Origin of the sequence: Sulfitobacter aestuariivivens (genome assembly GCF_014763045.1) — a bacterium.
Lineage (GTDB): Bacteria > Pseudomonadota > Alphaproteobacteria > Rhodobacterales > Rhodobacteraceae > Sulfitobacter > Sulfitobacter aestuariivivens.
Genome location: NZ_JACTAG010000003.1, coordinates 219024 through 241053, shown reverse-complemented (window position 1 = coordinate 241053; position 22030 = coordinate 219024). Strand labels below are relative to the sequence as shown.

23 protein-coding genes and 1 tRNA gene are annotated in these 22030 nt (G+C 59.6%); 13 read left to right on the top strand and 11 right to left on the bottom strand.

Features of this window, described 5'->3' with window-relative positions; all coding sequences use genetic code 11:
- Nucleotides 1-9: 9 nt before the first annotated feature.
- The 3 genes from H9Q16_RS19105 to H9Q16_RS19095 form a co-directional block, all read right to left on the bottom strand.
- Nucleotides 10-1329: a nucleotide sugar dehydrogenase gene (locus H9Q16_RS19105; RefSeq protein WP_191077067.1), complete on the bottom strand. Its 1320-nt coding sequence runs from the start codon at nt 1327-1329 to the stop codon at nt 10-12.
- 597 nt (nt 1330-1926) lie between these two features.
- Complete coding sequence (locus tag H9Q16_RS19100) at nt 1927-2136, bottom strand: hypothetical protein (RefSeq protein WP_191077066.1); 210 nt, start codon at nt 2134-2136, stop codon at nt 1927-1929.
- A 45-nt stretch (nt 2137-2181) separates the two neighbouring features.
- Nucleotides 2182-2436 carry a hypothetical protein gene (locus tag H9Q16_RS19095; RefSeq protein ID WP_191077065.1) on the bottom strand — a complete coding sequence of 85 codons (255 nt, stop codon included), beginning with the start codon at nt 2434-2436 and terminating at the stop codon, nt 2182-2184.
- A gap of 146 nt (nt 2437-2582) precedes the next feature.
- Between H9Q16_RS19095 and H9Q16_RS19090 the strand changes: the two genes are divergently transcribed.
- Both H9Q16_RS19090 and H9Q16_RS19085 read left to right on the top strand, forming a co-directional pair.
- Nucleotides 2583-3479 (top strand): DMT family transporter, encoded by an 897-nt coding sequence (locus H9Q16_RS19090; RefSeq protein WP_191077064.1) that lies wholly within the window; start codon nt 2583-2585, stop codon nt 3477-3479.
- Between the two features lie 85 nt (nt 3480-3564).
- On the top strand, nt 3565-5145 hold the full coding sequence (locus tag H9Q16_RS19085; protein WP_191077063.1) for an ABC transporter substrate-binding protein: 1581 nt from the start codon (nt 3565-3567) through the stop codon (nt 5143-5145).
- A 316-nt stretch (nt 5146-5461) separates the two neighbouring features.
- On the opposite strand, the gene H9Q16_RS19080 is transcribed toward H9Q16_RS19085, so the two are convergent.
- The 4 genes from H9Q16_RS19080 to H9Q16_RS19065 form a co-directional block, all read right to left on the bottom strand.
- Nucleotides 5462-5538 (bottom strand) — tRNA-Arg (locus H9Q16_RS19080).
- Between the two features lie 73 nt (nt 5539-5611).
- Nucleotides 5612-7000, bottom strand: a complete 1389-nt coding sequence (locus H9Q16_RS19075) for a sensor histidine kinase (RefSeq protein ID WP_191077062.1) — start codon at nt 6998-7000, stop codon at nt 5612-5614.
- 61 nt (nt 7001-7061) lie between these two features.
- Nucleotides 7062-8480 (bottom strand): dihydrolipoyl dehydrogenase family protein, encoded by a 1419-nt coding sequence (locus tag H9Q16_RS19070; RefSeq protein ID WP_191077061.1) that lies wholly within the window; start codon nt 8478-8480, stop codon nt 7062-7064.
- The gene (locus tag H9Q16_RS19065; protein ID WP_191077060.1) at nt 8477-9217 is read right to left on the bottom strand and encodes a TVP38/TMEM64 family protein; all 741 of its coding nucleotides are present in this window, start codon (nt 9215-9217) and stop codon (nt 8477-8479) included. The genes H9Q16_RS19070 and H9Q16_RS19065 overlap by 4 nt, the downstream gene beginning before the upstream one ends.
- Nucleotides 9218-9518: 301 nt before the next feature.
- Between H9Q16_RS19065 and rpmH the strand changes: the two genes are divergently transcribed.
- From rpmH to yidD, 3 genes are read left to right on the top strand one after another with little or no spacing between them, the layout of a single operon-like run.
- On the top strand, nt 9519-9653 hold the full coding sequence (gene rpmH, locus H9Q16_RS19060; protein WP_191077059.1) for a 50S ribosomal protein L34: 135 nt from the start codon (nt 9519-9521) through the stop codon (nt 9651-9653).
- 22 nt (nt 9654-9675) lie between these two features.
- A complete protein-coding gene (gene rnpA, locus H9Q16_RS19055) occupies nt 9676-10095 on the top strand; it encodes a ribonuclease P protein component (protein WP_191077058.1) in 420 nt (139 codons plus the stop codon).
- Entirely contained in the window at nt 10092-10313 is a 222-nt protein-coding gene (gene yidD, locus H9Q16_RS19050; RefSeq protein ID WP_191077057.1) for a membrane protein insertion efficiency factor YidD, read from the top strand. The genes rnpA and yidD overlap by 4 nt, the downstream gene beginning before the upstream one ends.
- A gap of 9 nt (nt 10314-10322) precedes the next feature.
- On the opposite strand, the gene H9Q16_RS19045 is transcribed toward yidD, so the two are convergent.
- The gene (locus H9Q16_RS19045) at nt 10323-11294 is read right to left on the bottom strand and encodes an alpha/beta fold hydrolase (protein WP_191077056.1); all 972 of its coding nucleotides are present in this window, start codon (nt 11292-11294) and stop codon (nt 10323-10325) included.
- Nucleotides 11295-11454: 160 nt separating this feature from the next.
- Here H9Q16_RS19045 and ttcA point away from each other — a divergent pair, with 160 nt between their 5' ends.
- The 8 genes from ttcA (at nt 11455) to H9Q16_RS19005 (ending at nt 19569) form a co-directional block, all read left to right on the top strand.
- Nucleotides 11455-12285, top strand: a complete 831-nt coding sequence (ttcA, locus tag H9Q16_RS19040; RefSeq protein ID WP_191077055.1) for a tRNA 2-thiocytidine(32) synthetase TtcA — start codon at nt 11455-11457, stop codon at nt 12283-12285.
- 114 nt (nt 12286-12399) lie between these two features.
- On the top strand, nt 12400-13944 hold the full coding sequence (locus tag H9Q16_RS19035) for a putative bifunctional diguanylate cyclase/phosphodiesterase (protein WP_191077054.1): 1545 nt from the start codon (nt 12400-12402) through the stop codon (nt 13942-13944).
- 251 nt (nt 13945-14195) lie between these two features.
- Nucleotides 14196-16052, top strand: coding sequence for a membrane protein insertase YidC (gene yidC, locus H9Q16_RS19030; protein WP_191077155.1), 1857 nt, complete (start codon nt 14196-14198; stop codon nt 16050-16052).
- A complete protein-coding gene (locus H9Q16_RS19025) occupies nt 16052-16789 on the top strand; it encodes an MOSC domain-containing protein (RefSeq protein ID WP_191077053.1) in 738 nt (245 codons plus the stop codon). The genes yidC and H9Q16_RS19025 overlap by 1 nt, the downstream gene beginning before the upstream one ends.
- Entirely contained in the window at nt 16786-17439 is a 654-nt protein-coding gene (gene yihA, locus H9Q16_RS19020) for a ribosome biogenesis GTP-binding protein YihA/YsxC (protein ID WP_191077052.1), read from the top strand. The genes H9Q16_RS19025 and yihA overlap by 4 nt, the downstream gene beginning before the upstream one ends.
- A gap of 122 nt (nt 17440-17561) precedes the next feature.
- Nucleotides 17562-18425 carry an acetylglutamate kinase gene (gene argB, locus H9Q16_RS19015; protein WP_191077051.1) on the top strand — a complete coding sequence of 288 codons (864 nt, stop codon included), beginning with the start codon at nt 17562-17564 and terminating at the stop codon, nt 18423-18425.
- Nucleotides 18422-19081: a ferredoxin gene (locus tag H9Q16_RS19010; protein ID WP_191077050.1), complete on the top strand. Its 660-nt coding sequence runs from the start codon at nt 18422-18424 to the stop codon at nt 19079-19081. Before argB ends, H9Q16_RS19010 begins: the two co-directional genes overlap by 4 nt.
- Nucleotides 19078-19569, top strand: coding sequence for a SixA phosphatase family protein (locus tag H9Q16_RS19005; RefSeq protein ID WP_191077049.1), 492 nt, complete (start codon nt 19078-19080; stop codon nt 19567-19569). The genes H9Q16_RS19010 and H9Q16_RS19005 overlap by 4 nt, the downstream gene beginning before the upstream one ends.
- 15 nt (nt 19570-19584) lie before the next feature.
- Here the strand turns inward: H9Q16_RS19005 and H9Q16_RS19000 are convergent, their stop codons facing one another.
- The 3 genes from H9Q16_RS19000 to H9Q16_RS18990 form a co-directional block, all read right to left on the bottom strand.
- Complete coding sequence (locus H9Q16_RS19000; RefSeq protein WP_191077048.1) at nt 19585-19872, bottom strand: DUF1330 domain-containing protein; 288 nt, start codon at nt 19870-19872, stop codon at nt 19585-19587.
- Between the two features lie 75 nt (nt 19873-19947).
- Nucleotides 19948-20715: an amino acid ABC transporter ATP-binding protein gene (locus H9Q16_RS18995; RefSeq protein ID WP_191077047.1), complete on the bottom strand. Its 768-nt coding sequence runs from the start codon at nt 20713-20715 to the stop codon at nt 19948-19950.
- Nucleotides 20716-20730: 15 nt separating this feature from the next.
- Nucleotides 20731-22029 (bottom strand): amino acid ABC transporter permease, encoded by a 1299-nt coding sequence (locus tag H9Q16_RS18990; RefSeq protein ID WP_191077046.1) that lies wholly within the window; start codon nt 22027-22029, stop codon nt 20731-20733.
- Nucleotide 22030: the final 1 nt, after the last annotated feature.

The following is a 22030-nucleotide window of genomic DNA, read 5'->3' as shown; positions in this document are numbered from 1 at the left end:
TTCCTGCTGTTACCAGCAGATCCCCTGATACCGATCATCAGAGGTCTTGTCGCGGGCAAGGCGCGTCAGATCGACCACCGGGCGTTCGCCCGCCGCCTTCTTAAGCCGCTCCACGGTCTCGCCGTAATGGTTGCCCACCAGCACAGTGCCGCTACCCTCAAGCAAGGCATCAAGGCTATAGACCATGCGCTGCTCCAGATCGGGCACATCGTCATTGCCGCGGCCCGCGCCGGGTGTTGCGTTGTCAAAGGCCTGTTGCACGAAGGGATCGTAGATCGATACATCGATCCCCTTGTCAATCAACCGCGCTGCCAGCGTGATCAACGGACTTTCGCGCAGATCATCCGTGCCGGGCTTGAAAGAAATACCCACAAAACCAACCTTGGTCTCGCCACTGTCAATGACCATCTTCTCGGCCTTGGCAATCTGAGCCTCGTTGGCTTCAAGCACTGCAGAAAGCAGATGATGCTTGGTGCCCGTGCTGCCCGCCAGATACTTCAGTGCGCGCACGTCCTTGGGCAGGCATGAGCCGCCAAAGGCAAAACCGGGGCGCATGAAATAGGGACTCATAGCGATCTTTTCATCCGAGCACAGGATCTCCATCACCGTCTGCCCGTCGATGCCGCTCGCCTTGGCGATATTGCCGATCTCATTGGCAAAGGTCACCTTGACGGCGCGCCATGTATTGGACGTGTATTTCACCATCTCAGCGGTCTTGATCTCGACCTGATGCATGTCACACGGCAGAGAACCGTTGATCTTTTCAAGGATCACGCGGGTCTTTTCATCCAGATACCCAAACACGATCAGACCGGGTGCGTAATTGTCCGCGATGGCTGTGCTCTCGCGCAGGAACTCGGGGAAATACCCAACGCCGAAACCTTCGCCCGCGACCTTGCCAGAGTTTTCTTCCAGCACCGGAATGCACGCCTCTTCGGTGGAACCCGGCACAATCGTCGAACGCAAGACGACGCTGTGATAGCTTTTCTTCTTGGCCAGGGCCTTGCCGATGTTCTCGCAAACCGAAATGACATACTCAAGGCCCACGGATCCGTCAGGAGACGACGGTGTACCGACGCAGATGAAAGATACATCCGAATTCAGCACCGCTTGCTCGAAATCGTCCGTCGCTGTCAGATTGCCGTCTTTGACGACTTGCCGCACCAGCTCTTCGATGCCTTCTTCGACAATCGGGCTGCGGCCCTCGTTGATTGCTTTGATCTTTCCTGTATCGACATCGACTGCGATGACCTCGTGACCGTCCTGCGCAAGACACGCAGCGGACACAACACCCACATAGCCAATGCCAAAGACGCTAATCTTTGCCATGTTTTCTGCCTCATATTTCGCTGCGATTTTTATCGGTGCAGCTTTTCATTGACCTCTTGTAAGCCCCACTGACTCGCACCGTCAAACAACGCGGAATCCCGGCAAGAGGCATTGCAAAGTCACTGTGATATTTGAGTCACGTCACCCCGCAGGATGTCGATTTTTCCACCATATCTAGTGGATGACCGTTCCGAGCAACCAATTTGCACGCCTTATTTAAACCACAAAAGTGACGCTCCAGCGGCTGAAAAACCGCGCGTCACGCAAGCCACGCAGAATTGGTCGGTTGGGGTCAGGACATCGCGATGCGGCCAATCGGTTCGGTGACCACTGCAGACGCGCTGCCACTTGCTGGACCGCGCGATATCCGGCCATGGTGCCGTCAGATGCACTTGGCAGAGTGCGGCGGTTCAAATTCCACCCTCTCACTGGCGTGCCAAACACCAGCTAGAAAACGATGCAGCCAAAGGAAGGTCAGCTGGCGGGGCAGCGCCCCAGCCACATCTGATTTTCTGGCATGGATAGATTCAAAACCGGCAAAAGCCGGGATGGCGCAGGCGTCCTGAAACCAAAGGCCGCTAATGCGCGGCCCGTCGGCTAGGCGCAGGCGAGATAAACAGACGCCCCATCGGCAAAATAAAATGCAACATTGCCGTCTTCGTCAAAGCCCATCGCGGGGTTACCCGCCATCGCACCGCGCTTGCGTTCGAACCGCAGAACGCCAGTCTGCGGCAGCTCTGCATGCACTTCCGACGCGGGCGTTACTGTAATCGTCTTGGGCATCTGAATGTCTTGGCTTTGCATCATCTGTTTCCCATCATATGCCTCATTTCACCAAATAGAACTTACTAATCACTTAAACATCGCCCGTGGCATCACTCGAAAACCAAAAGCTGCATAGAGGCTCATGCGAGGAAGTTCATCGCACGATTCACCGCATTGAGGCAAGAAAAAGGCCGGATTGAGGCACATTTTTTGAATTGTGGCAGAAATTGGGAAACAATCAGGGTGTTCGCTGTGGATATCCGCCGCGCGCTCAAACAATGGGTGCGGACCCGCCAAACGACAGCGGCCGATAGCGCGCTGACCCGTCACCGGGTCGCACATCAGCCGGCCCTGCGCAACCCCGGGTGGGGTGGGCAATGCTGCACGTGAAACCGGGTTGACTTGGCATCCTGACAGCGCTCCGTTGGCGCTATGACGCTGTTCCCGACAACCCTTTCCCACAGCATGTCGCGGGGCCACCGCACAGAATGAAGGCCCCGCGCAACCTGACAGCCCTCGCATCCGGGCTCGTTTTCACCTCAGCCTGCATCTGGGGGCTTGTGTGGTGGCCGATCCGGTTCTTCGTGGAACAGGGCATTCCCGGCACCTGGGCCGTGGCCACCATGAACCTGCTGGCGGGCGCGGCCCTGGCCGCTTTTGTGGCCTATGACTGGCGCCACCAATCCCCGCATCTGCGCCGCGGAATTTTGATCGGTGTGCTCACTGGGGCAGCCTTTGCCTGCTACTTTGCGGCATTGATCCACGGTTCCGTCATCCGCGCCACGCTGCTTTTCTATCTGACGCCGATCTGGGCCACCCTGCTGGGCATCTGGTTGCTGGGCGAACAGGCTGACTGGCGACGATGGTCCGCGATCGTACTGGGGCTTGTGGGCCTTGGGTGCCTGCTGTCTGGCGACCACAGCCAACCACTGGGGGCCGCGGATGTGCTCGCTGTCGCCTCCGGCGTGCTTTGGGCACTGGGAGGTGCCGCGATCAAAAGCCGGGGCGATCTGCCGGTCGCGGGCATGGCCATGCTGCAATACCTGTTTCTGGTGCTCTTCACTTTCGGCCTGGGCCTCGCACTTGGCGATGCCCGCCTGCCCGACCCGGCGCTGCTACTGGCAAACCTGCCGGCCCTTTCCGCCTTCGCGCTGCTGGTCTACGTGCCTGCCGTGATCCTGCTGTTCTGGGCCAGTCGCATCCTTTACCCGGGCCGTGTCGGCATTCTGATGATGTCAGAGGTCTATGTCGCCATCCTGTCAGCCAGTCTGCTGTTGCCGGATGAGCGTATGGTCGCGGTCCAGTGGCTGGGGGCAGCGCTCATTATTGCCGCGGGGGTAATCGAAGTTTTCCCCAAGCAAGGCCGCGCTACTACCGCTGATTGAAGGGCCACAACTATCGCCTTGCGAAACAAGTCTGACTGACAAACACTGCGCGCATCACTAAAAACAAAACGGGGAAACGTTTTTCATGAAAACGACAACAACACTTCTATCCGCAGCAATTCTGCTGTCCTCAACGGCACTGGCCAGCGCGGAAACGCTCCGCTGGGCCCGCGCTGGCGATTCGCTCACGCTTGATCCGCATGCCCAGAACGAAGGGCCGACATCCGCCCTCGCGCATCAGATCATGGAACCACTGGTCATGCGGGACATGGAAGGCACCATCGTGCCTGCGCTGGCAACCGAATGGGGCCCATCCGAAGACAACCCCAACGTCTGGGTCTTCACCCTGCGCGAAGGCGTGACCTTCCACGACGGCGCCGCCTTTGACAGTTCGGACGTCAAATTCAGCCTTGATCGCGCCATGACCGAAGACAGCGATTACAAGGAACTGCTCGCATCGGTGAAAGAGGTCCGCGCGGCAGGTCCCCTGACGGTCGAGATCGAAACCAATGGTCCCAACCCGATCATGCCCAACAACCTGACGAACCTGTTCATCATGGATCAGGACTGGGCCGAGGCGAACAATGCCGTCAAGGTGCAGGACTACGAAGGAGGTGAAGACACCTTTGCCGCCAAGAACGCCAACGGCACCGGCGCCTACAAGCTGGTCAGCCGCGAACCGGATGTGAAAACCGTCCTGGCGATCAACGAAAGCTACTGGGGCAAAGACGAATTCCCCCTGGAAGTCACCGAAATCGTCTATACCCCGATCCAGAACGCCGCGACCCGTGTCGCAGCGCTGCTGTCGGGTGAGGTCGACTTTATCCAGGACGTGCCCGTGCAGGACCTTGAGCGTGTCGCAGGCACCGATGGTCTGGACGTGCGCACCGCCCCCCAGAACCGCGTGATCTTCTTTGGCATGAACATGGGGGATGCGGATCTGGCCAATGACAACGTCGACGGCAAGAACCCCTTTGCAGATGTGAAGGTCCGTCAGGCGATGAACATGGCCATCAACCGCGATGCGATTCAGCAGATCGTGATGCGCGGCCAGTCCGCGCCTGCGGGTATGATCGCCCCGCCCTTCGTGAACGGGTTTGACGAAGAACTTGATGGCTCTTCCGTCACCGACATCGAAAAGGCCAAGGCGCTGATGGCCGAAGCAGGCTATGGCGATGGCTTCTCTATCCAGCTCGATTGCCCCAATGACCGCTACATCAATGATGAAGCGATCTGTCAGGCCGCCGTCGGCATGTTCGCCCAGATCGGGGTCACGGTGAACCTTGATGCCAAGCCCAAGGCGCAGCACTTCCCGCTGATCAACGGTCTTGAGACAGACTTCTACATGCTGGGCTGGGGTGTACCCACCTACGATTCCGAGTACATCTTCAACTTCCTCGTGCACACGCGGGACGACAAGTACGGCTCCTGGAACGGCACGCGCTACTCCAATCCTGAACTGGATGCCAAAATCGAAGCTCTGGCCTCCGAAACCGATCTCGAAGCCCGCAACGGCATGATCGCCGAGATCTGGGAAGTGGTGCAATCAGAAGCGCTCTACGTCCCGATCCACCATCAGGTGCTGAACTGGGGCATGAAATCCGGCGTCGATACCATCGTCGCAGCGGACGACACGGCAAAGTTCAAGTACTTCAAAATGAACTGAGGACAAATCCTCGCCAAATGAAAGGCGGCACTTTTGTGCCGCCTTTTTCTTTGATCGGAGTTTTGCTGGTTAGGGCGGCTTGGTCGCCTGCTGGCCGATTTTACCCTATAGCGACAAACGCGCACCGCAGCCTGTGACCAGCAAAATCGGCGGTAATGCCATCAATCTGACGCGGACCCAGAGTCTCTCGCCTTGTGCGAGCACACCTCTGTGTTGCGGATTCTAAGGCCGCCCGGAAATAGGATCTGGCACAATGTTGGGTAAGCAGTTGAGATGCCCCACTGCCCCAAAAGAACATGATCGGAATCTAATGAAGTGGCGGACCGAGGAGGATTCGAACCCCCGACCCCCTGATTCGTAGTCAGGTACTCTATCCAGCTGAGCTATCGGTCCACTGACGCGCGGTTTAGTAGGGCGGCGCGGGGTTTGCAAGCCCCTTATGGGCCGCTGCATTCAGATCTTTCTGCTATGATAACGTGCCGTCGCCCTTCGGCAGATCAATGCAGAATTGCGTGCCTTCGGGGCCGGTGTGTTCCAGCGAAAGCTTTCCGCCATGGCCGCGCATCAGCTCGGCTGCGATGGCCAGTCCCAGACCGGAGCCACCCTTGCGCGCACCGCCTTGAAACGGGGTAAAAAGATGCTCCTGTGCTTTGGCAGGCAGCCCGGGGCCATCATCCCGCACCGTGATGTGCCAGGTGGTATAGGTTTCTTCTGCGGCCACGCGAATTTCACCGCCCGCGCCCGTGGCCGTCAACGCCTGCCGCGCATTGCGCACAAGATTTGCCAGCACGCGGTACATTTGTTCAGGATCGGCACGCACCATCATCCGCAGCGGGATGTCTGTGACAAACCCGATATCCTGACCCTTCACCGCAAGGCGCTCCCCCTCGATCACATCGTCCACCAGCTCATCCAGCGCAAACAGCGTCAGTGTCGGCGACGGCTCTTCGGCTTTGCCAAACGCCAGCGTGCTCTCGCACAAATGCACCGCGCGGGTGATCGACCCAACCAGCTTGGGGGCCATCCGCTTGACGATCGGATCTTCAGAGGCCTCGATCCGGTCGGTGAAAAGCTGCGCCGAGGTCAGGATATTCCGCAGATCATGGCTGATCTTGCTCACTGCCGAGCCCAGTTGCGCCAGCCGCTCCTTCTGTTTGAGGGCCTGCGTCAGCTCGGTCTGCAGCGATTTGAGCGCCTCTTCGGCCTCGCGCAGCTCGGTCACCCCTGCCCCCGGCTTGATAATCCGGCGCGCGTCCTCGGGGGCGGCGGCATAGCGCTGCATATGACCCACGACATTCTTGATCGGACGCACCAGAAAGATCCGCATGACAACAAACAGCAAGAATGCCGTGAACACAGAAATCACCGCCGACAGGATCAGGATCCGGATGCCGTAGTCGATCATCGCGGATCGCAGCGGCGCGGTCTCCATCGTCACCTCGATCAGCAGACCGGCCTCGCGCACCGGCGCACCGATGACCCGGATGACCTCGTTCTCATTCTCCAAAAGTCGCGATATCGCGTCGCCGATCAGCACCAGCGCGCTGGCATCACGCAGATCAAAGGTTTCGGTCACCGCCATCGGCATGTCCGAAGACAGCATCAACTGGCGCACCTCATCGCGGCGCAACACCACGTTAAAGACCTCTGCGTTCTTGAGCAGTTCGTCTTCCAGCGCCGGGTCCAGCATGTCGTCGGCCAACAACGCAAGCGACGCGATCTGTGCGCGTTCCAGCCTGTTGAGCATGTAGTCTTCGCGAAAACGCGCAATCGACGGCACAAAAATCAGCACTTCTGCGATCATCACAAAGATGACCGTCAACACCAGTAAACGACCTGACAGCGTGTTGATCATTTCGCCTCGCGCCCGACGGGATGGGGGGTGGGGCGTCGTCGCAGACGCGCGTCAACCGCCATCACGGAATGTACCGCTGCACGAAACCCACGACCCGCTTGACCAGCGCGCTCTCAAACAACCGCGGGCCGAAATAGGCACCAGCCGCACGCTTGTTAATCTCGCCAATGGTTGGATACGGGGCGACCATGGCGGCAATCTGGCCCATCTTCATCCTGTTGGCCAGCGCCAGCGCCCAGAGATTGATCAGCTCACCCGCCTGATACCCAACGATAGAGGCCCCCACCGGGCGCCCCTTGACCACCATCACCTTGATCAGCCCTTTGGTCTTGCGCTCCGCAATGGCGCGGTCGTTGTGATTGTAATGAAACCGCACCACCTCCAGCGCGGGGCCGTGCTTTTTCTTCGCCTGCGCCTCGGTCAGCCCGACCTGCGCCAATTCAGGATCCGTATAGGTCGCCCAAGGGATATGGCTTGTTTTGGCCTTGGACGGCAGGCCAAACAGCATCGAGCGGATGATCACCCCGGCATGATACCCCGCCACGTGTGTGAACTGCAGTCCGCCTGCCACATCCCCGATCGCATAGACCTTTTTGTTGGTGGTGCGCAGCTGATCATCCACCTTGATACCGGTTTTCGACGGCTTGATGCGCGCCTTTTCCAGATCCAGCTTGTCCGTATTCGATTTGCGCCCCACTGCCATCAGCAGATGCGATCCCTTGAAAACTCGCCCGTCCTTGGCTTCGACCTTGATCGCACCTGCCGTGCCGCTTACCTGCGCGGCCAGCGCATCCTCTTCGATCACGACGCCTTCGTCGCGCACCGTCTGCAGGACGACTTCCGCCAGTTCCGGATCGTCCTTGCCCAGCGCCTTTTCTCCTTCGATCACTGTCACCTTGCAGCCCATGCGCACATGGGCCTGCGCCATTTCCATGCCAATAGGCCCCCCGCCGATGATCAGTAGATGCTCCGGCTTGTCGCGCAGATCGAACAGCGTCTCGTTGGTCTCGTAAGGCACATCCTCGAGCCCCGGAATGGGCGGCACCAGCGGGGACGACCCCGTGGCGATCACGATCCGGCGCGCCTTGATCACCGCGTCACCCGCCTGAACCTCGTTCTCCGAGATAAATCGCCCGTATTCGCGGATCACATGGACACCGAACCCTTCAAAGCGTTCCTGACTGTCCACCGGCGCGATCTGAGCGATCACATCCGCCACATGATCCTTGGCCGCCGCGTAGTCCACGTCGCCGGGCGCATCGGCCACCCCATATTGCGCGGCATGCTGCTGGCCATAGGCCGCCTTGCCCGTCGCGATCAACGCCTTGGAAGGGACACAGCCGAAATTCAGGCAGTCGCCGCCCATCTTGTGGCCTTCCAGCAAGACAACCTTCGCCCCCATCTGCGAGGCCCCGGCCGCCACCGACAACCCGCCGGAGCCCGCGCCAATGATCAGCACATCCGTCTCGATCTTGTTCATTTTGTCAGGTCCTTCTTGCCGGTTACGGCCTTAACGATAACCGGCAGCACCGACAACGCACACAAGCCCAGTATCGGGAACAAGATATGCGGCTCAAAGATAATGCCAAGGTTCGGGCTCTCCCCCCGTGCAAATACCTCTCCCAGACCTGCACCTACCGAGGTAAACACAAGGCTGCCCGGGATAATTCCGATGAATGTGGAAATCACAAAGCGATAAAGCGGCACACCCAGAAACGCCGGGATCAGATTGGCCACAAAGAAGGGTACTGCAGGCACCAGCCGGATGAAAAACAGCATCGACCATTGGTTTTCGTCGATGCCCTTCTTGATCTTGGCAACCATCCCCTCAGACGCATCCATCCGCTCTTTCAGCTTTTCACCCAGCCCCATGCGGGCGGCGCTGAAGATCAGCACAGCCCCGATGGTCGCCCCGGTGATATTGATCACAGTGCCTGCCCAGGTGCCAAACAGAAAGCCCCCTGTCAGCGTCGCAATCGCTGCACCGGGCAGTGAAAATCCGACGATCAACACATAAGTTGTGACAAACAGCAGCACGGTCAGCACAAGTTTGCTATCGCGAAATGCCAGCAACGCCTCGCGGTTCTCCCGCAGGGCGTCAAAGCTCAGGTAGTCGCGCAGCGTGAATGCGCCCACAGCGGCCACCAGAAGGATCGCAAGGATCGGCGCATACCGCATCCAGTGGGGCTTGTTATCTGTTTGGCTCATATCGGACATGTATCACGCCTTCCGGACGGGGGTTGCGGTGTTCCCTTTCTAGATGGCCTGTTCCCCTGCTGCGCGACAGCCCTATCACGGGCGCTTGATAACCAGTGTACGGTTTCGAGAGCGATGTTGCACTTGATGCGGTGAATTGAAACAAATCCCGGCGCCCAAAGCGCGGAATGTTGCAAAGGGTGCGATTTTCTGCCCCGAACCGTTTGACTTGTGCCCGGACGGGCAGTAGAGGACGGGTCTGAAATGACGCTGGCGTGGCGAATCTGATGCGCGCTACAGCATAGACAATGGAGACGGCGCGATGAAACGCACCTTTCAACCTTCAAACCTCGTGCGCAAGCGGCGCCACGGTTTTCGCGCGCGCATGGCAACCAAAGCCGGCCGCAAGATCATCAATGCACGCCGTGCCCAGGGCCGGAAAAAGCTGAGCGCGTAGTCGCGCCCATCGACCAATGAACATGACACCGCCGGAGGCACCCCAGGATGGCAGCATCGCCGCCACGGGGCACCCGCCCCCGGCGGTGTCTTTGCGTTTGGAAACCCTGCGCAAACGCGCCGATTTCCTTGCCGCCGCACGCGCCGCGCATACCGCCATGCCCGGCTTTGTCCTGCAGATGCGCCCGCGCCGCGCGGATGAAGAGCCCGAGGTCACGCGCGTCGGCTTCACCTGCTCCAAAAAGGTCGGCAATGCCGTTGCCCGCAACCGTGCCAAGCGTCGCCTGCGCGAAATCGCGCGTCGTGTGCTGCCTGCACACGGCCACCCCGGCACCGACTACGTGCTGATTGGCCGCAAGAACACCACGGCCACGCGCCCGTTCGAGACCCTGCAGGCTGACCTCATCGCCGCCCTTGAAAAACTGCACCAGGCCCACCCATGACCCCGTTCGCCCGCCTCATGGCCCTGCCAGTGCTGGCTTACCGTCTGATCTTCAGCCCCTGGGTCGGTTTCAATTGCCGCTACCACCCGACCTGTAGTGCCTATGCGCTTGAAGCCCTGCAAAAACACGGCGGGATCAAAGGCAGCTGGCTTGCCGCGCGCCGCATCTGCCGTTGCCACCCCTGGGGCGGCAACGGCATCGACAACGTCCCTGACTAGCCGCAAACCCTACGCAATCGGTGGGTCCTGATCCGCAGGCCATAACACCAGATTGCCCGCACTGCCCTGCAATCGCGTGGGGATCTCATTGCGGTCCGTATCGCCTTTGATGGTGCGATACATATCCTCCATCATCACCGGATCGTGGAAATACCATGTATGCGCCGCGTTCGGCACCTGATCGAAGTCGCCTTTGTTGGCATCGTAGTAATTGCCCGTATTGATGTTCACCGCCTTGCCCGGCCGTTCATCCGGCAATCCGACGCGCCCCACCCGGGGCGACACGCCGATCCGCTTCACATTGGACAGGGACAAGACATCATCAAAGGGATTGAAATAGTTCGTCAGCCGCACGCAATGGCGGTAAAGCGAACTCGACTTTGACGCGCCCGCCGCCATGGAGCTGGCCGACACATCGCCGGACAACATGATCACCTGACTGACGGACCAACTATGAGACGCGACTTGCGGCCGGTCATCTGCGTCATCAAAGGCCTCGCGGATCACGTAGCACCCCATCGAATGGGCCACCAGATGCAGGTTGATCTGACAGTCCGGCGTCTGCATCGCCGCGAAACTGGCGATGCCCTCATCCACCAGCCGCAGGGCGGTCAGTTTGGCATCGGTCCGATCTTCCAGATAGTTCAGCGCCTTGTCGTGGCTGGGCCAGTCAAAGCTGATGACGACCCCCTCAAATCCCTGATGATCTAACCCTTCGCGCAGCAGACGATGTCGTTCCATCATGACATCCATCGGTGTGTTGAACCCATGGATATAGATCACGATGTCGCCCACCGGTCCGTCATCCTGCGGCCCGTGACGCGCCTCAGCCATCACCGCCTTGATCCACTTGTCCTTTTCGATCCGGTGGGACGGCCTGGGGTGCTTGATGTTCTTCGGCACCTTGAGAAAATAGTTGGCGCCGGGCTCCGCAACAAACGCGTCCCCCCGCACACTGCGCACGCAATAGACATAATCCATGTAATCCCTCCCATGCTTGAATGACGACAGATACAACCCCTGATTATACACACCTTCCCAGTGCATCCCAAATCCGGCGCGTCCGGCTGCGCCCAAACGACTGGCATTCATATGGCTGGCATGCTCTATAACGCCCACCCACAAGGCAGAGCCCACACCCATGCTTGATCAACCCGAAGAGATCCACGCGCTGTTCCAGGGCGCACCACAAACGACCGAATTCAAGAAGCTGCGCAAGCGCATCGTGCGCGCCACCCGCGAAGCGCTCGATCAATACGGCATGGTCGAACCGGGTGCCAAATGGCTCGTCTGCCTGTCTGGCGGCAAGGACAGCTATACGCTGCTGGCCGTGCTGCACGAACTGCAATGGCGCGGCCTGTTGCCCGTGGATATTCTCGCCTGCAACCTTGATCAGGGCCAGCCCGGGTTTCCGGCAACCGTGCTACCCGCGTTTCTGGAAAAGATGGGCGTCCCGCATCGGATCGAATATCAGGACACCTATTCCATCGTGATGGACAAAATCCCCGCAGGCCGCACGTTCTGCGCGCTCTGTTCGCGCCTGCGCCGCGGGCATCTCTACCGGATTGCGCGCGAAGAAGGCTGCTCTGCCATTGTGCTGGGCCATCACCGCGACGACATTCTCGAAACTTTCTTCATGAACCTCTTTCACGGCGGCAGGCTTGCCACGATGCCGCCCAAGTTGCTGAATGAAGAAGGCGATCTGTTTGTCTACCGACCCTTGGCGCATGTGGCTGAAATTGACTGCGAAAAATTCGCGCGGGCCATGAGTTACCCCATCATTCCCTGCGATCTTTGCGGCTCTCAGGACGGCCTGCAGCGCCAGCAGGTCAAGGCCATCCTGGACGGATGGGAACGCAACAGCCCGGGGCGCCGACAGGTGATGTTTCGCGCATTGATGAATGCGCGGCCCTCACATCTGCTGGATCCGAACCTCTTTGATTTTGCAGGCCTTCAGCGAGAGTGTGAATAGTTTTAGGAAATTTTGGGCAAAGTTCCGGGGTGCTGTTAACGCACACCACATGTCTCACCGTCTAGTCTGATTTCCATGGCGCCACAATGCGTGCGCCGGACATGGGGAATTGACATGGCGCTGTTACCATTTCGGCCAGGGGCCTCTTTTCAGAGACGGGCGGCGGCGCTGTGGGCAGCGCCGGCAGCGCTGGCATTTTGGCCTGCCATATCGCTGGCCGCCTTCTGGCTGGGGGGGGAGGCTGCGCTGATCACGGTATCCGTCGTCCTACCGCTGGCATATTTCCTTTCAGGCGGCTTGCGCGAAACGCCTCACGTTGGACGTGACGCGGTCAGCGGTCTCATGCAGCGGCCCGCATTTGAAAAACTGACCGAGGTAACCTTTCAGTCTCTCCATAACACCGGCCACCATTCGGTGGTCTATTACATCGCGCTTGAGGACTTCGATAGGGTTGTCGAAAGAAACGGACAGGCGGGTGCGGATTCGATCATCCAATGCACCGGTGAACGCCTGCTGGCCACGCTCAGGGCGGATGATTACATCGGCCAGATGGGCGATGCGCGATTTGCCATTTGCCTGAACCCGGTGCGCAGGCTTGATCTGGAAACCTGCATCCAGACCGCGGCACGTCTCCAATCCGCTCTGGAAGACCCGTTTCCTCTGGATGGCACCACCGTCCATATCTCGGCGGCCATCGGCTTTTGCCAGCACGCACGTGCACCCGGTACCACCAGCGCAGATTGGATCGCCGCAGCTGCAACCGCCCTGCGCGCCGGACAAAATAGCGGGCCCTGCGCAATCCGTGCCTACTCCGATCAGATGCGCCGGGACGCAGCGACCCGGTCTTCGTTGCTGGATGACGTTGCGCAGGCGCTTGACTGTGGGCAAATCAAGCCATGGTTTCAGCCCCAGATTTCCACCGACACCGGACAGGTCACTGGTTTTGAGGCTCTGGCGCGCTGGTCCCACCCCACACGCGGCATGATTGCCCCGATGGAATTTCTGCCCGCTATAGAACAGGCGAACCTGCTTGAGCGACTGGCTGAAGTGATGATGTATCATGCTTTTACGGCCCTGAAATCATGGGACAATGCAGGTTTCAGGGTACCGCAGGTCGGGGTCAATTTCGCCGGACCCGAATTGGGCAATCCCCAGTTGGTAGACAAGATCAAGTGGGAATTCGACCGCTTTGATCTTGCTCCAGACCGATTGGCGGTCGAGGTGCTGGAAACCGTCATGGCAGGCGCGCCCGCAGATATGGTAACGCGCAATATCAATGCGTTGAGGGACCTTGGCTGCCAGATTGATCTTGATGACTTTGGCACCGGGCATGCTTCGCTAACCTCGATCCGGCGGTTTTCGGTCAGCCGGATCAAGATCGACCGCAGCTTTGTAAAGCGCGCCGATCGCGACCCTGAACAGCAGCGCATGATCAGCGCCATCCTGACCATGGCCGAAAGACTGGGCGTTGAAACCCTCGCCGAAGGGGTCGAGTCGGTCGGCGAACACGTGCTGCTTGCACAGCTGGGCTGCAATCATGTGCAGGGTTACGGCATTGCCCGCCCCATGCCTTTTGAGCAAACGCTCGACTGGATCGCCAACCACAACGCAAAGCTGGAAGATGTGCCTCAGATAATGGATGGTCGGTCGCATCGATGAATTGTCCCCGCGGGGGCATGCAATTCGCTGGGCATTTGCCTGGCAGCTCCCCCCTGAATCGACGAGCCCTGGCATGCGGGATCCCTTGCTGAGGCGATGATGCCAGGCATCACACCGATGGCTATGTCGGCTTTGTCCGGGTGAACCTCTGCTCAGCCCCAATTTCGCGGCGAATCTGCTTGACCTTTGGGCTGCACCTCTGTTGAACCACGCTGATATCACACGGCATCAGACATCAGGTGGCTGTCCCTATGGACGACAACAACAAGAACCTTATTCTTGCGACTGCGCTCAGTTTTCTCGTGATCCTGGTTTGGTTCGCGCTTTTCCCACCGCCCGAGGTTGATCCCGGCCAGACTGCTACCGAAACCGGCACCGGCACCGGCACCCAAACGGATGACGCCACCGTGCCCGCTGCTCCGGCAGCGACCGCGGCAGCGCCTTCAGTCGCCTCCGGCACCGAAACCCCGGCGCAATCGTTGGCCGAAGCCCCTCGCGTGGACATCACAACTCCGCATCTGTCCGGGTCCATCTCCCTGCTGGGTGGGCGCATCGATGATCTGAAGCTGAACGATTATCGCGTCACTCAGAACGCGGACGCCGAAATTGTGACAATGCTCTCGCCTGAGGGCAACCCCGGCGCCTATTACGCCCTGCACGGCTGGGCACCCGGCAGCGGCGTTGACCCGTCCGCCGTCCCCACACCCGACACACTGTGGAGCCTTGTTTCAGGCGACAGCCTGAGCCCCGGCAACCCGGTCACCCTGAGCTGGGACAATGGCGCAGGCCAGCTTTTCAACCGCGAGATCGCGGTGGACGACGACTTCATGTTCACCGTCACCCAGACAGTCACCAACAACGCCGACGCCTCTGTCGCCATGGCGCCCTACGGCATGATCGCGCAGCATGGCGAACCAGAAGATCTCAAGAATTTCTTTATTCTGCACGAAGGCGCGGTCGCCATGTCGCAAGGGGAGCTTGCAGAGACCGATTGGGATGACATTCAGGACGCGGAAGTGAACCCGAAATGGGGCCGTCCGGCCATTGTAACCGAAGACACCAACGATGGCTGGATCGGCTTTACCGCGCACTACTGGCAGGCCGTGCTGATCCCCGACGCCGCTCAGGTTTTCGACAAGGCCCTGACCTATGATGCAAACCGTGACGTCTATCGCGCTTTCGCCCGCCTGCCGACCCAGACAGTCGAACCAGGTGCCACTGCAACAGTGACAACGCAGCTCTTCGCCGGAGCCAAGGAATGGGAAGTCCTGCGGGACTACGAATCCAAGGGCGTGACCAACTTCATCGACAGTATCGACTGGGGCTGGTTCTTTTTCCTGACCAAACCAATTTTCTGGTTGCTCCACGAACTCAACAAGCTCATCGGCAACATGGGCTGGGCGATCATTGGCCTGACGCTGATCATCAAGGCGGTGCTGTTTCCGCTGGCCTATAAATCCTATGTGTCGATGGCCAAGATGAAAGAGCTTCAGCCAGAAATGGAGAAGCTCAAGAAAGAAGCGGGCGACGACCGTCAAAAAATGCAGCAAGGCATGATGGCGCTCTACAAAAAAGAAAAGGTGAACCCGGCGGCGGGCTGTCTGCCGATCCTGTTGCAAATCCCGATCTTCTTTTCCCTCTACAAGGTGATCTTTGTCACCATTGAACTGCGCCACGCCCCCTTCTTTGGCCCCTTCCAGGACCTCAGCGCACCCGATCCGACCTCGATCATGAACTTCTGGGGCCTCTTCCCTTGGGCTGGCCCGGAACCGGGCAGCATCATGGCGCTGGTCTTTATCGGCATCTTGCCGCTGCTGCTGGGTATTTCCATGTGGCTCCAGCAAAAGCTGAACCCGGCACCCACAGACCCAACGCAGCAGATGATTTTTGCCTGGATGCCTTGGGTCTTCATGTTCATGCTTGGCAGCTTTGCCAGTGGTCTGGTCGTCTACTGGATCGCCAACAACACGATCACCTTCACCCAGCAGTATCTGATCATGCGCAGTCAGGGCTACAAACCTGACCTTCTGGGCAACATTACCAGCGGCTTCAAACGCAAATCCAAGGCGGAAACGGACAGCACCCCGCCCGCCAAGGGCAAAAAGTAATGCAGATCACCGCGCTCTATCGGCATCCGATCAAGAGCCACGGCCGAGAGTCGCTCAACCGCGTCACACTGCATGCCGGGCAATCCATGCCCTATGACCGGGTCTGGGCCATTGCCCACGAGGCCGCCAAGGCGGAACCGGGCGTCTGGGCGCATTGCGCCAACTTCAGCCGGGTGTCGAAATCGCCCGAACTGATGGCGATTACCTCGCAGCTGGATGAGGACAGCGGCATCGTCAGCCTCAGCCACCCGGACCTCCCCACGCTCAGCGTGAACCCCGATACAGATGCAAACGCCCTGATCGACTGGGTCAGCCAACTGGTGCCCCACACCCGCGCCCAACCCGCCAGTGTCATGCGCCTTGACGGACGCGGCTACACCGACAGCGATTTCCCTTCGGTGACCCTATGCAACCTCGCGTCCCACCGCGCCGTTGAAGTGCAGATGGAACAGGCGCTGTCGCTTCACCGCTGGCGCGGCAATATCTGGTTCGACAGCGAGGCCCCCTGGGCAGAATTTGACTGGATAGGCCGCGACATCACCATTGGTGACTGCATTCTGCGCCCGCGCGAACGCACCGACCGCTGCATCGCGACAACCGCAAATCCCGACACCGGCCAGCGCGACGCTGACACTCTGGCGGCACTCGAAAGCTTTGGCCATCAGGACTTCTCGGTCCGATGCGAGGTCATCAAAGGTGGCACACTGCAGCTTGGAAACGTGGTGCAAACCACATGACCGCCCTGCCGTTCCCGGTCTCGGAAGAGCCTGATCCGCAGATCCTTGAACAGGGCCGCCTGCTCTTTGCGGGAGAGACGATCTTTGTCAAAGGCGTGGTCGCGATGGACGGCCTGCCCCCCCCTGACCGGATGGAGGTGTGTTTTGCCGGGCGCTCCAACGTGGGCAAATCGACGCTGATCAACGCGCTGACAGGCACCAAGGCACTGGCCCGCGCGTCCAACACGCCCGGCCGGACACAGGAAATCAACTACTTCACCGCCGGTGAAAGCCATTATCTGGTAGACCTGCCGGGCTATGGCTATGCCAATGCCCCCCTGCCGGTCGTCGAAAAGTGGCAGCGCCTGCTGAAAAGATACCTCTCGGGCCGACAGACACTGCGCCGCGCCTTTGTGCTGATCGACGCGCGCCACGGTGTCAAAAAGGTAGACGACGAAATCATGTCCCTTCTCGACAGCGCTGCCGTCACCTTTCAGGTCGTGTTGACCAAGGCGGACAAGGTCAAGGAAAAGGAACGCGCAAAGGCGCTGGATCAGGTGCGCGGCGCGCTGTCAAAACACCCCGCCGCCTTTCCTGAACTGATTGTCACAAGCTCCGAAAAGGGGTGGGGCATTCCTACTCTGCGGGCCATCATCGCCACGCTGGAATAACGGGTACCAACCCCCTGATCCATCTGGCCAGTTAAGCGCTATCGCAAACGCCGCCACGCGCTGCGATTTCAAAGGTGGCACATCCCGCGCAAATTCTTATGATCCGCCGGGCGAGGACAGACATGAGAACACAAGACATGAACCGCGATTGGATCGCCACAGCGCAAACTCTCAGCCAGGCGCTGCCCTATTTGCAGCGCTATGCGGACGCAACCGTTGTGATCAAGCTGGGCGGTCACGCCATGGGCAGTGATGCGGCGATGAACGAATTCGCACGCGACGTGACCCTGATGCGGCAGGTCGGCGTGAACCCCGTTGTCGTGCACGGCGGCGGGCCCATGATCAACCAGATGCTGGACCGTCTGAAGATCAAATCAGACTTCGTTGACGGCAAACGCGTCACCGACGCTGCCACCATGGAAGTGGTCGAAATGGTCCTCTCCGGCTCCGTCAATGCGCGGATCGTGCAGGCCATTTCCGCCCAGGGTGGGCGCGCCGTTGGGCTGTCGGGCAAAGACAGCGGGCTGATCGTCTGCGATGCTGAAAACCCGGCTCTGGGACTGGTCGGCAAACCGTCCGAGGTGAACCCCCGCGTGCTGCGCGATCTGGCAGACAAGGGCATTATCCCCGTAATCGCCCCGCTGGGCATGGGTCGTGCAGGCGAAACCTTCAACATCAACGGCGACACCGCCGCCGGGGCAATTGCTTCTGCTCTCAAGGCGGATCGTTTGCTGCTGCTTACAGATGTGGCTGGCGTCAAGAACGCCGAAGGCGAGGTGCTGACCGAACTGACCTCGCGCCAGATCGCCGACATGATCGCCGATGGCTCCATTGCGGGCGGAATGATCCCCAAAACCCAGACCGCGCTGGCGGCGCTGAACGGCGGTGTGCGCGCTGCGGTCATCCTTGATGGCCGCGCCCCCAACGCCTGCCTGCTCGAGCTTTTCACAGAGCACGGCGCCGGCAGCATCATTCGCACCGGATGACCTACGCCGCCCTAGAGGACGCCGCCCGCACGCGTCATCTCAGCGTACTCGGCGCATTTCACCCAAACGAAAAAGACACGGCTCCCGAAGGCTGCAAGACGCTTGTGATGCTTGGCCCGGATGAACCGCGTTTTTGGCCCGCCTTCACCCAAAGCCCGGAATGTGCGGATGGCAAACCTGATCCGATAGACCGCTGGTCTACACGTGTCATCAGCGCCCTCGCGGCAGAAATCGGTGCAAAACCCGTCTTTCCTTTCGGTGGCCCGCCCTTCCTGCCCTTCTTCACATGGGCCACACGAACGGGCCGCATCCATGCCTCGCCAATCAATTTTCTGGTCCACGATACCGCAGGTCTTTTTGTGTCTTTCCGCGGTGCGCTCGCCCTGCCCGAACGCCTCGCCCTTCCACCCTTTCCGGACAGCCCGTGCGAGACGTGCCCCGACCAGCCCTGCCGCGCCGCCTGCCCCGTCAGCGCCCTGACGCCGGAAGGTTACGACGTGGCCGGCTGCAAGGCATACCTCGACACGCCCCCCGGCGCCGACTGCATGGATCATGGCTGCGCTGCACGCCGCGCTTGCCCGGTGTCACAAAGCTTTGGCAGACTGCCCGTACAATCAGCCTACCACATGGCCCATTTCCACAGGAGCGCGCGATGAAAACCCTGATCCTGATGCGACACGCAAAATCGGACTGGTCCAGCGGTGCTGCGTCAGATCATGACCGGCCTTTGAACGCACGCGGGCAGCAGGCCTCGGCCGCACTGGGGGACTGGTTGCGGCGCGAAAAGATCCTGCCGGATCAGGTGCTCTGTTCCTCGGCCAAGCGGACCGGTGAAACCCTGCTGGGTCTCGATCTTCCCGATGGCATCGACACCCGGTTCACACGCGATCTTTACCTCGCCACCCACAATGACATCCTGCACGTGATGCGGCAGGCAACAGGACAGGTCGTGCTGATGCTGGGTCACAATCCCGGCATTTCAATCACCGCGTCCGAGGTGCTTGCCCAACGCCCCGATCATCCCAAATTCGATCAGTATCCCACCGGGGCCACCCTTGTCGCGGATTTCGAGATCGACGACTGGCGGGATGCCGACTGGGGTCAGGCGACTGCGCGGCGGTTTGTCGTGCCGCGCGACCTGTGACGCCGCCAACGCGACCTAGACCTCTTCGTGCACCACAAAGGTGACGTCTGCCGCCTCGTTTCTCAGCGCGTGCAGGGCCTCATATTCGGGACTGTTGAACCAGCCTTTCACCGCCGCAACATCCGGAAAACGGAACGCGGTAGAAAACGTGTGATCCGCCGCCCCCCGCAATACGTCCACAGTCTGCGCGCGGTACAGCATCTCTCCCTCATGCGCCAGGATCGTCGGCATCGCCTTCTCGCCATAGGCCATCATCTTTTCCATATCCTTGATGGAAATCGTTGCAGTCAAAATCGCTGGCATCAAATGCTCCCTAAAAATGAAAAACGCACTGCCCCTAAGGGCAATGCGTCTGGAATAGTACAGCCAGCGAGGGTGCTAGTGACCCAGGATCTGGCTGAGAAACAGCTGCGTCCGGGGCGACTGCGGGTTGTTAAAGAACTCTTCGGGTTCGTTCTGTTCCACGATCTGACCTTCATCCATAAAGATCACGCGGTTCGCCACCTGACGGGCAAAGCCCATCTCGTGCGTCACGCAAAGCATGGTCATGCCCTCTTCGGCAAGCTCGATCATGGTATCGAGCACTTCCTTGATCATCTCTGGGTCCAGCGCCGATGTCGGTTCATCAAACAGCATGATCCGCGGACGCATGCACAGACTGCGGGCAATCGCCACACGCTGCTGCTGCCCGCCCGACAGTTGACCGGGATACTTGTTCGCCTGATCGGGGATCTTCACCTTCTCAAGGAAATGCATCGCCGTTTCCTCGGCTTCCTTCTTGGGCGTTTTGCGCACCCAGATCGGGGCCAGCGTACAGTTCTCAAGGATCGTCAGATGCGGGAACAGGTTGAAGTGCTGAAAGCACATGCCAACCTCCGATCGGATCTTGTCGATGTTCTTGAGGTCCGAGGACAACAGCGTGCCATCCACCTCTATCGACCCCTTCTGATGCTCTTCCAGCGCGTTGATGCACCGGATCAGCGTGGATTTGCCCGAGCCTGAAGGCCCGCAGATCACGATCCGCTCGCCCTGGTAGACGGTCAGATCAATGTCGCGCAGCACGTGGAACGTGCCGTACCACTTGTTCATCTGCTGGATCGAGATCGCGACTTCATCGGATACTTTCAATTGTGCAGCTTTAGCCATGCCAACTGCCCTCCCTTATCTGTGGTCTGTCGCAAGACGGCGTTCCAGCCACTGCGAATATTGTGAAATGCCGTAGCAGACGACAAAGAACAGCGCGGCCGCAAAGCCGAAGAGTTCCCAGTAGACGCCGTTCCATTCGGTCGAGGCCAGGATCGGCCCCCGGATCATGCCAATCAGATCGAACATAGAAATGACCGACACCAGCGTGGTGTCCTTGAACAGTCCCACCGCGATGTTCACGATGCCCGGGATCGAGATCTTCAGCGCCTGCGGCAGAATGATCAGGCGCATCGCCTGCGCATAATCCAGCCCCAGACTGTCCGCCGCCTCGTACTGCCCTTTGGGAAGGGCGGCCAGACCGCCCCGGATTACCTCGGCAATATAGGCCGCCGAAAACATGGTGATCATGATCACCACCCGCAGGAACAGATCCACGCCAGAGCCCGGCGGGAAGAAATACGCCAGCATCACGTTCGCCACGAACAGCAAAGTGATCAGTGGCACGCCTCGAATGAATTCGATGAAAATCACCGACATCCACTTGATCAGCGGCATCGAAGACTGACGCCCCAGTGCCAGCGCGATCCCAATCGGCAGTGACAGCGACACACAGGTTACGCCCAGCATCATGTTGAGCATGAAGCCCCCCATGTCACGCGACGGCACAGCCTCCAGCATCGGGTTCGCAACGCCGATGGAGTCGACGATCCAACCCCCGAAAACCCAGAAAACAATGGCCGCCGCCACGCCGCCGAAAAAGCCCAGCGCAAAGTTCTGCGTCACCAGACGGCTATAGACGATATAGCCCACAACCACACCAAGTAGCGCCACCAGCGGCACCAGGATCGTGCCCCCCCAGATCAGCCAGTAAGCGGTGAACGGAAACAGTGCCGTGATGATCAGCATCTTGCGGGGCAGATCAAAGAACAGCACCGGTGCCACCGCCAGCAACATCATCACGAAGGCCAGCATCGGACGCCAGTATTGATCCGGCGGGTATTTGAACCCAAAGATCAGCTGGTTCCAGCGCTCTGTCAGGACTGAAAAACAGCCCCCCGTGCGCCCATCAAGGACTTCGCGGCATTCGCTCAGCGAATTGGTGGTCCAAAGCCCGTTAAAGAGCCAGGGCAGCGTGCCCGACAGCACAAGATAGATGACATAAAGCGCGACAATGGTCAGCGCGCCGTTTGCAGGTGTCGCAAAAAGGTTCTCGCGGCCCCACTTGTAAATGCCCCGCTCTGCCACCGGCGGTTCGGCAGGCGGCAGCGAGGTTTCGCGAACGAATCTGACGGATTCTGAATGAGTATCGGACATA

Excerpts from the sequence above, each read along its gene's own strand:
- H9Q16_RS19070 (WP_191077061.1), bottom strand. The coding sequence starts at position 8,480 with ATGAACAAGATCGAGACGGATGTGCTGATCATTGGCGCGGGCTCCGGC.
- H9Q16_RS19035 (WP_191077054.1), top strand. The coding sequence starts at position 12,400 with ATGGCGCTGTTACCATTTCGGCCAGGGGCCTCTTTTCAGAGACGGGCG.
- H9Q16_RS19010 (WP_191077050.1), top strand. The coding sequence starts at position 18,422 with ATGACCTACGCCGCCCTAGAGGACGCCGCCCGCACGCGTCATCTCAGC.
- H9Q16_RS19085 (WP_191077063.1), top strand. The coding sequence starts at position 3,565 with ATGAAAACGACAACAACACTTCTATCCGCAGCAATTCTGCTGTCCTCA.
- yidC (WP_191077155.1), top strand. The coding sequence starts at position 14,196 with ATGGACGACAACAACAAGAACCTTATTCTTGCGACTGCGCTCAGTTTT.
- H9Q16_RS19045 (WP_191077056.1), bottom strand. The coding sequence starts at position 11,294 with ATGGATTATGTCTATTGCGTGCGCAGTGTGCGGGGGGACGCGTTTGTT.
- rpmH (WP_191077059.1), top strand. The coding sequence starts at position 9,519 with ATGAAACGCACCTTTCAACCTTCAAACCTCGTGCGCAAGCGGCGCCAC.
- H9Q16_RS19005 (WP_191077049.1), top strand. The coding sequence starts at position 19,078 with ATGAAAACCCTGATCCTGATGCGACACGCAAAATCGGACTGGTCCAGC.
- H9Q16_RS19025 (WP_191077053.1), top strand. The coding sequence starts at position 16,052 with ATGCAGATCACCGCGCTCTATCGGCATCCGATCAAGAGCCACGGCCGA.
- ttcA (WP_191077055.1), top strand. The coding sequence starts at position 11,455 with ATGCTTGATCAACCCGAAGAGATCCACGCGCTGTTCCAGGGCGCACCA.
- argB (WP_191077051.1), top strand. The coding sequence starts at position 17,562 with ATGAGAACACAAGACATGAACCGCGATTGGATCGCCACAGCGCAAACT.
- H9Q16_RS19065 (WP_191077060.1), bottom strand. The coding sequence starts at position 9,217 with ATGTCCGATATGAGCCAAACAGATAACAAGCCCCACTGGATGCGGTAT.
- yidD (WP_191077057.1), top strand. The coding sequence starts at position 10,092 with ATGACCCCGTTCGCCCGCCTCATGGCCCTGCCAGTGCTGGCTTACCGT.
- rnpA (WP_191077058.1), top strand. The coding sequence starts at position 9,676 with ATGACACCGCCGGAGGCACCCCAGGATGGCAGCATCGCCGCCACGGGG.
- H9Q16_RS19105 (WP_191077067.1), bottom strand. The coding sequence starts at position 1,329 with ATGGCAAAGATTAGCGTCTTTGGCATTGGCTATGTGGGTGTTGTGTCC.
- H9Q16_RS19075 (WP_191077062.1), bottom strand. The coding sequence starts at position 7,000 with ATGATCAACACGCTGTCAGGTCGTTTACTGGTGTTGACGGTCATCTTT.
- H9Q16_RS19100 (WP_191077066.1), bottom strand. The coding sequence starts at position 2,136 with ATGATGCAAAGCCAAGACATTCAGATGCCCAAGACGATTACAGTAACG.
- H9Q16_RS18995 (WP_191077047.1), bottom strand. The coding sequence starts at position 20,715 with ATGGCTAAAGCTGCACAATTGAAAGTATCCGATGAAGTCGCGATCTCG.
- H9Q16_RS19000 (WP_191077048.1), bottom strand. The coding sequence starts at position 19,872 with ATGCCAGCGATTTTGACTGCAACGATTTCCATCAAGGATATGGAAAAG.
- H9Q16_RS19090 (WP_191077064.1), top strand. The coding sequence starts at position 2,583 with ATGAAGGCCCCGCGCAACCTGACAGCCCTCGCATCCGGGCTCGTTTTC.
- H9Q16_RS19095 (WP_191077065.1), bottom strand. The coding sequence starts at position 2,436 with ATGTGCGACCCGGTGACGGGTCAGCGCGCTATCGGCCGCTGTCGTTTG.
- H9Q16_RS18990 (WP_191077046.1), bottom strand. The coding sequence starts at position 22,029 with ATGTCCGATACTCATTCAGAATCCGTCAGATTCGTTCGCGAAACCTCG.
- yihA (WP_191077052.1), top strand. The coding sequence starts at position 16,786 with ATGACCGCCCTGCCGTTCCCGGTCTCGGAAGAGCCTGATCCGCAGATC.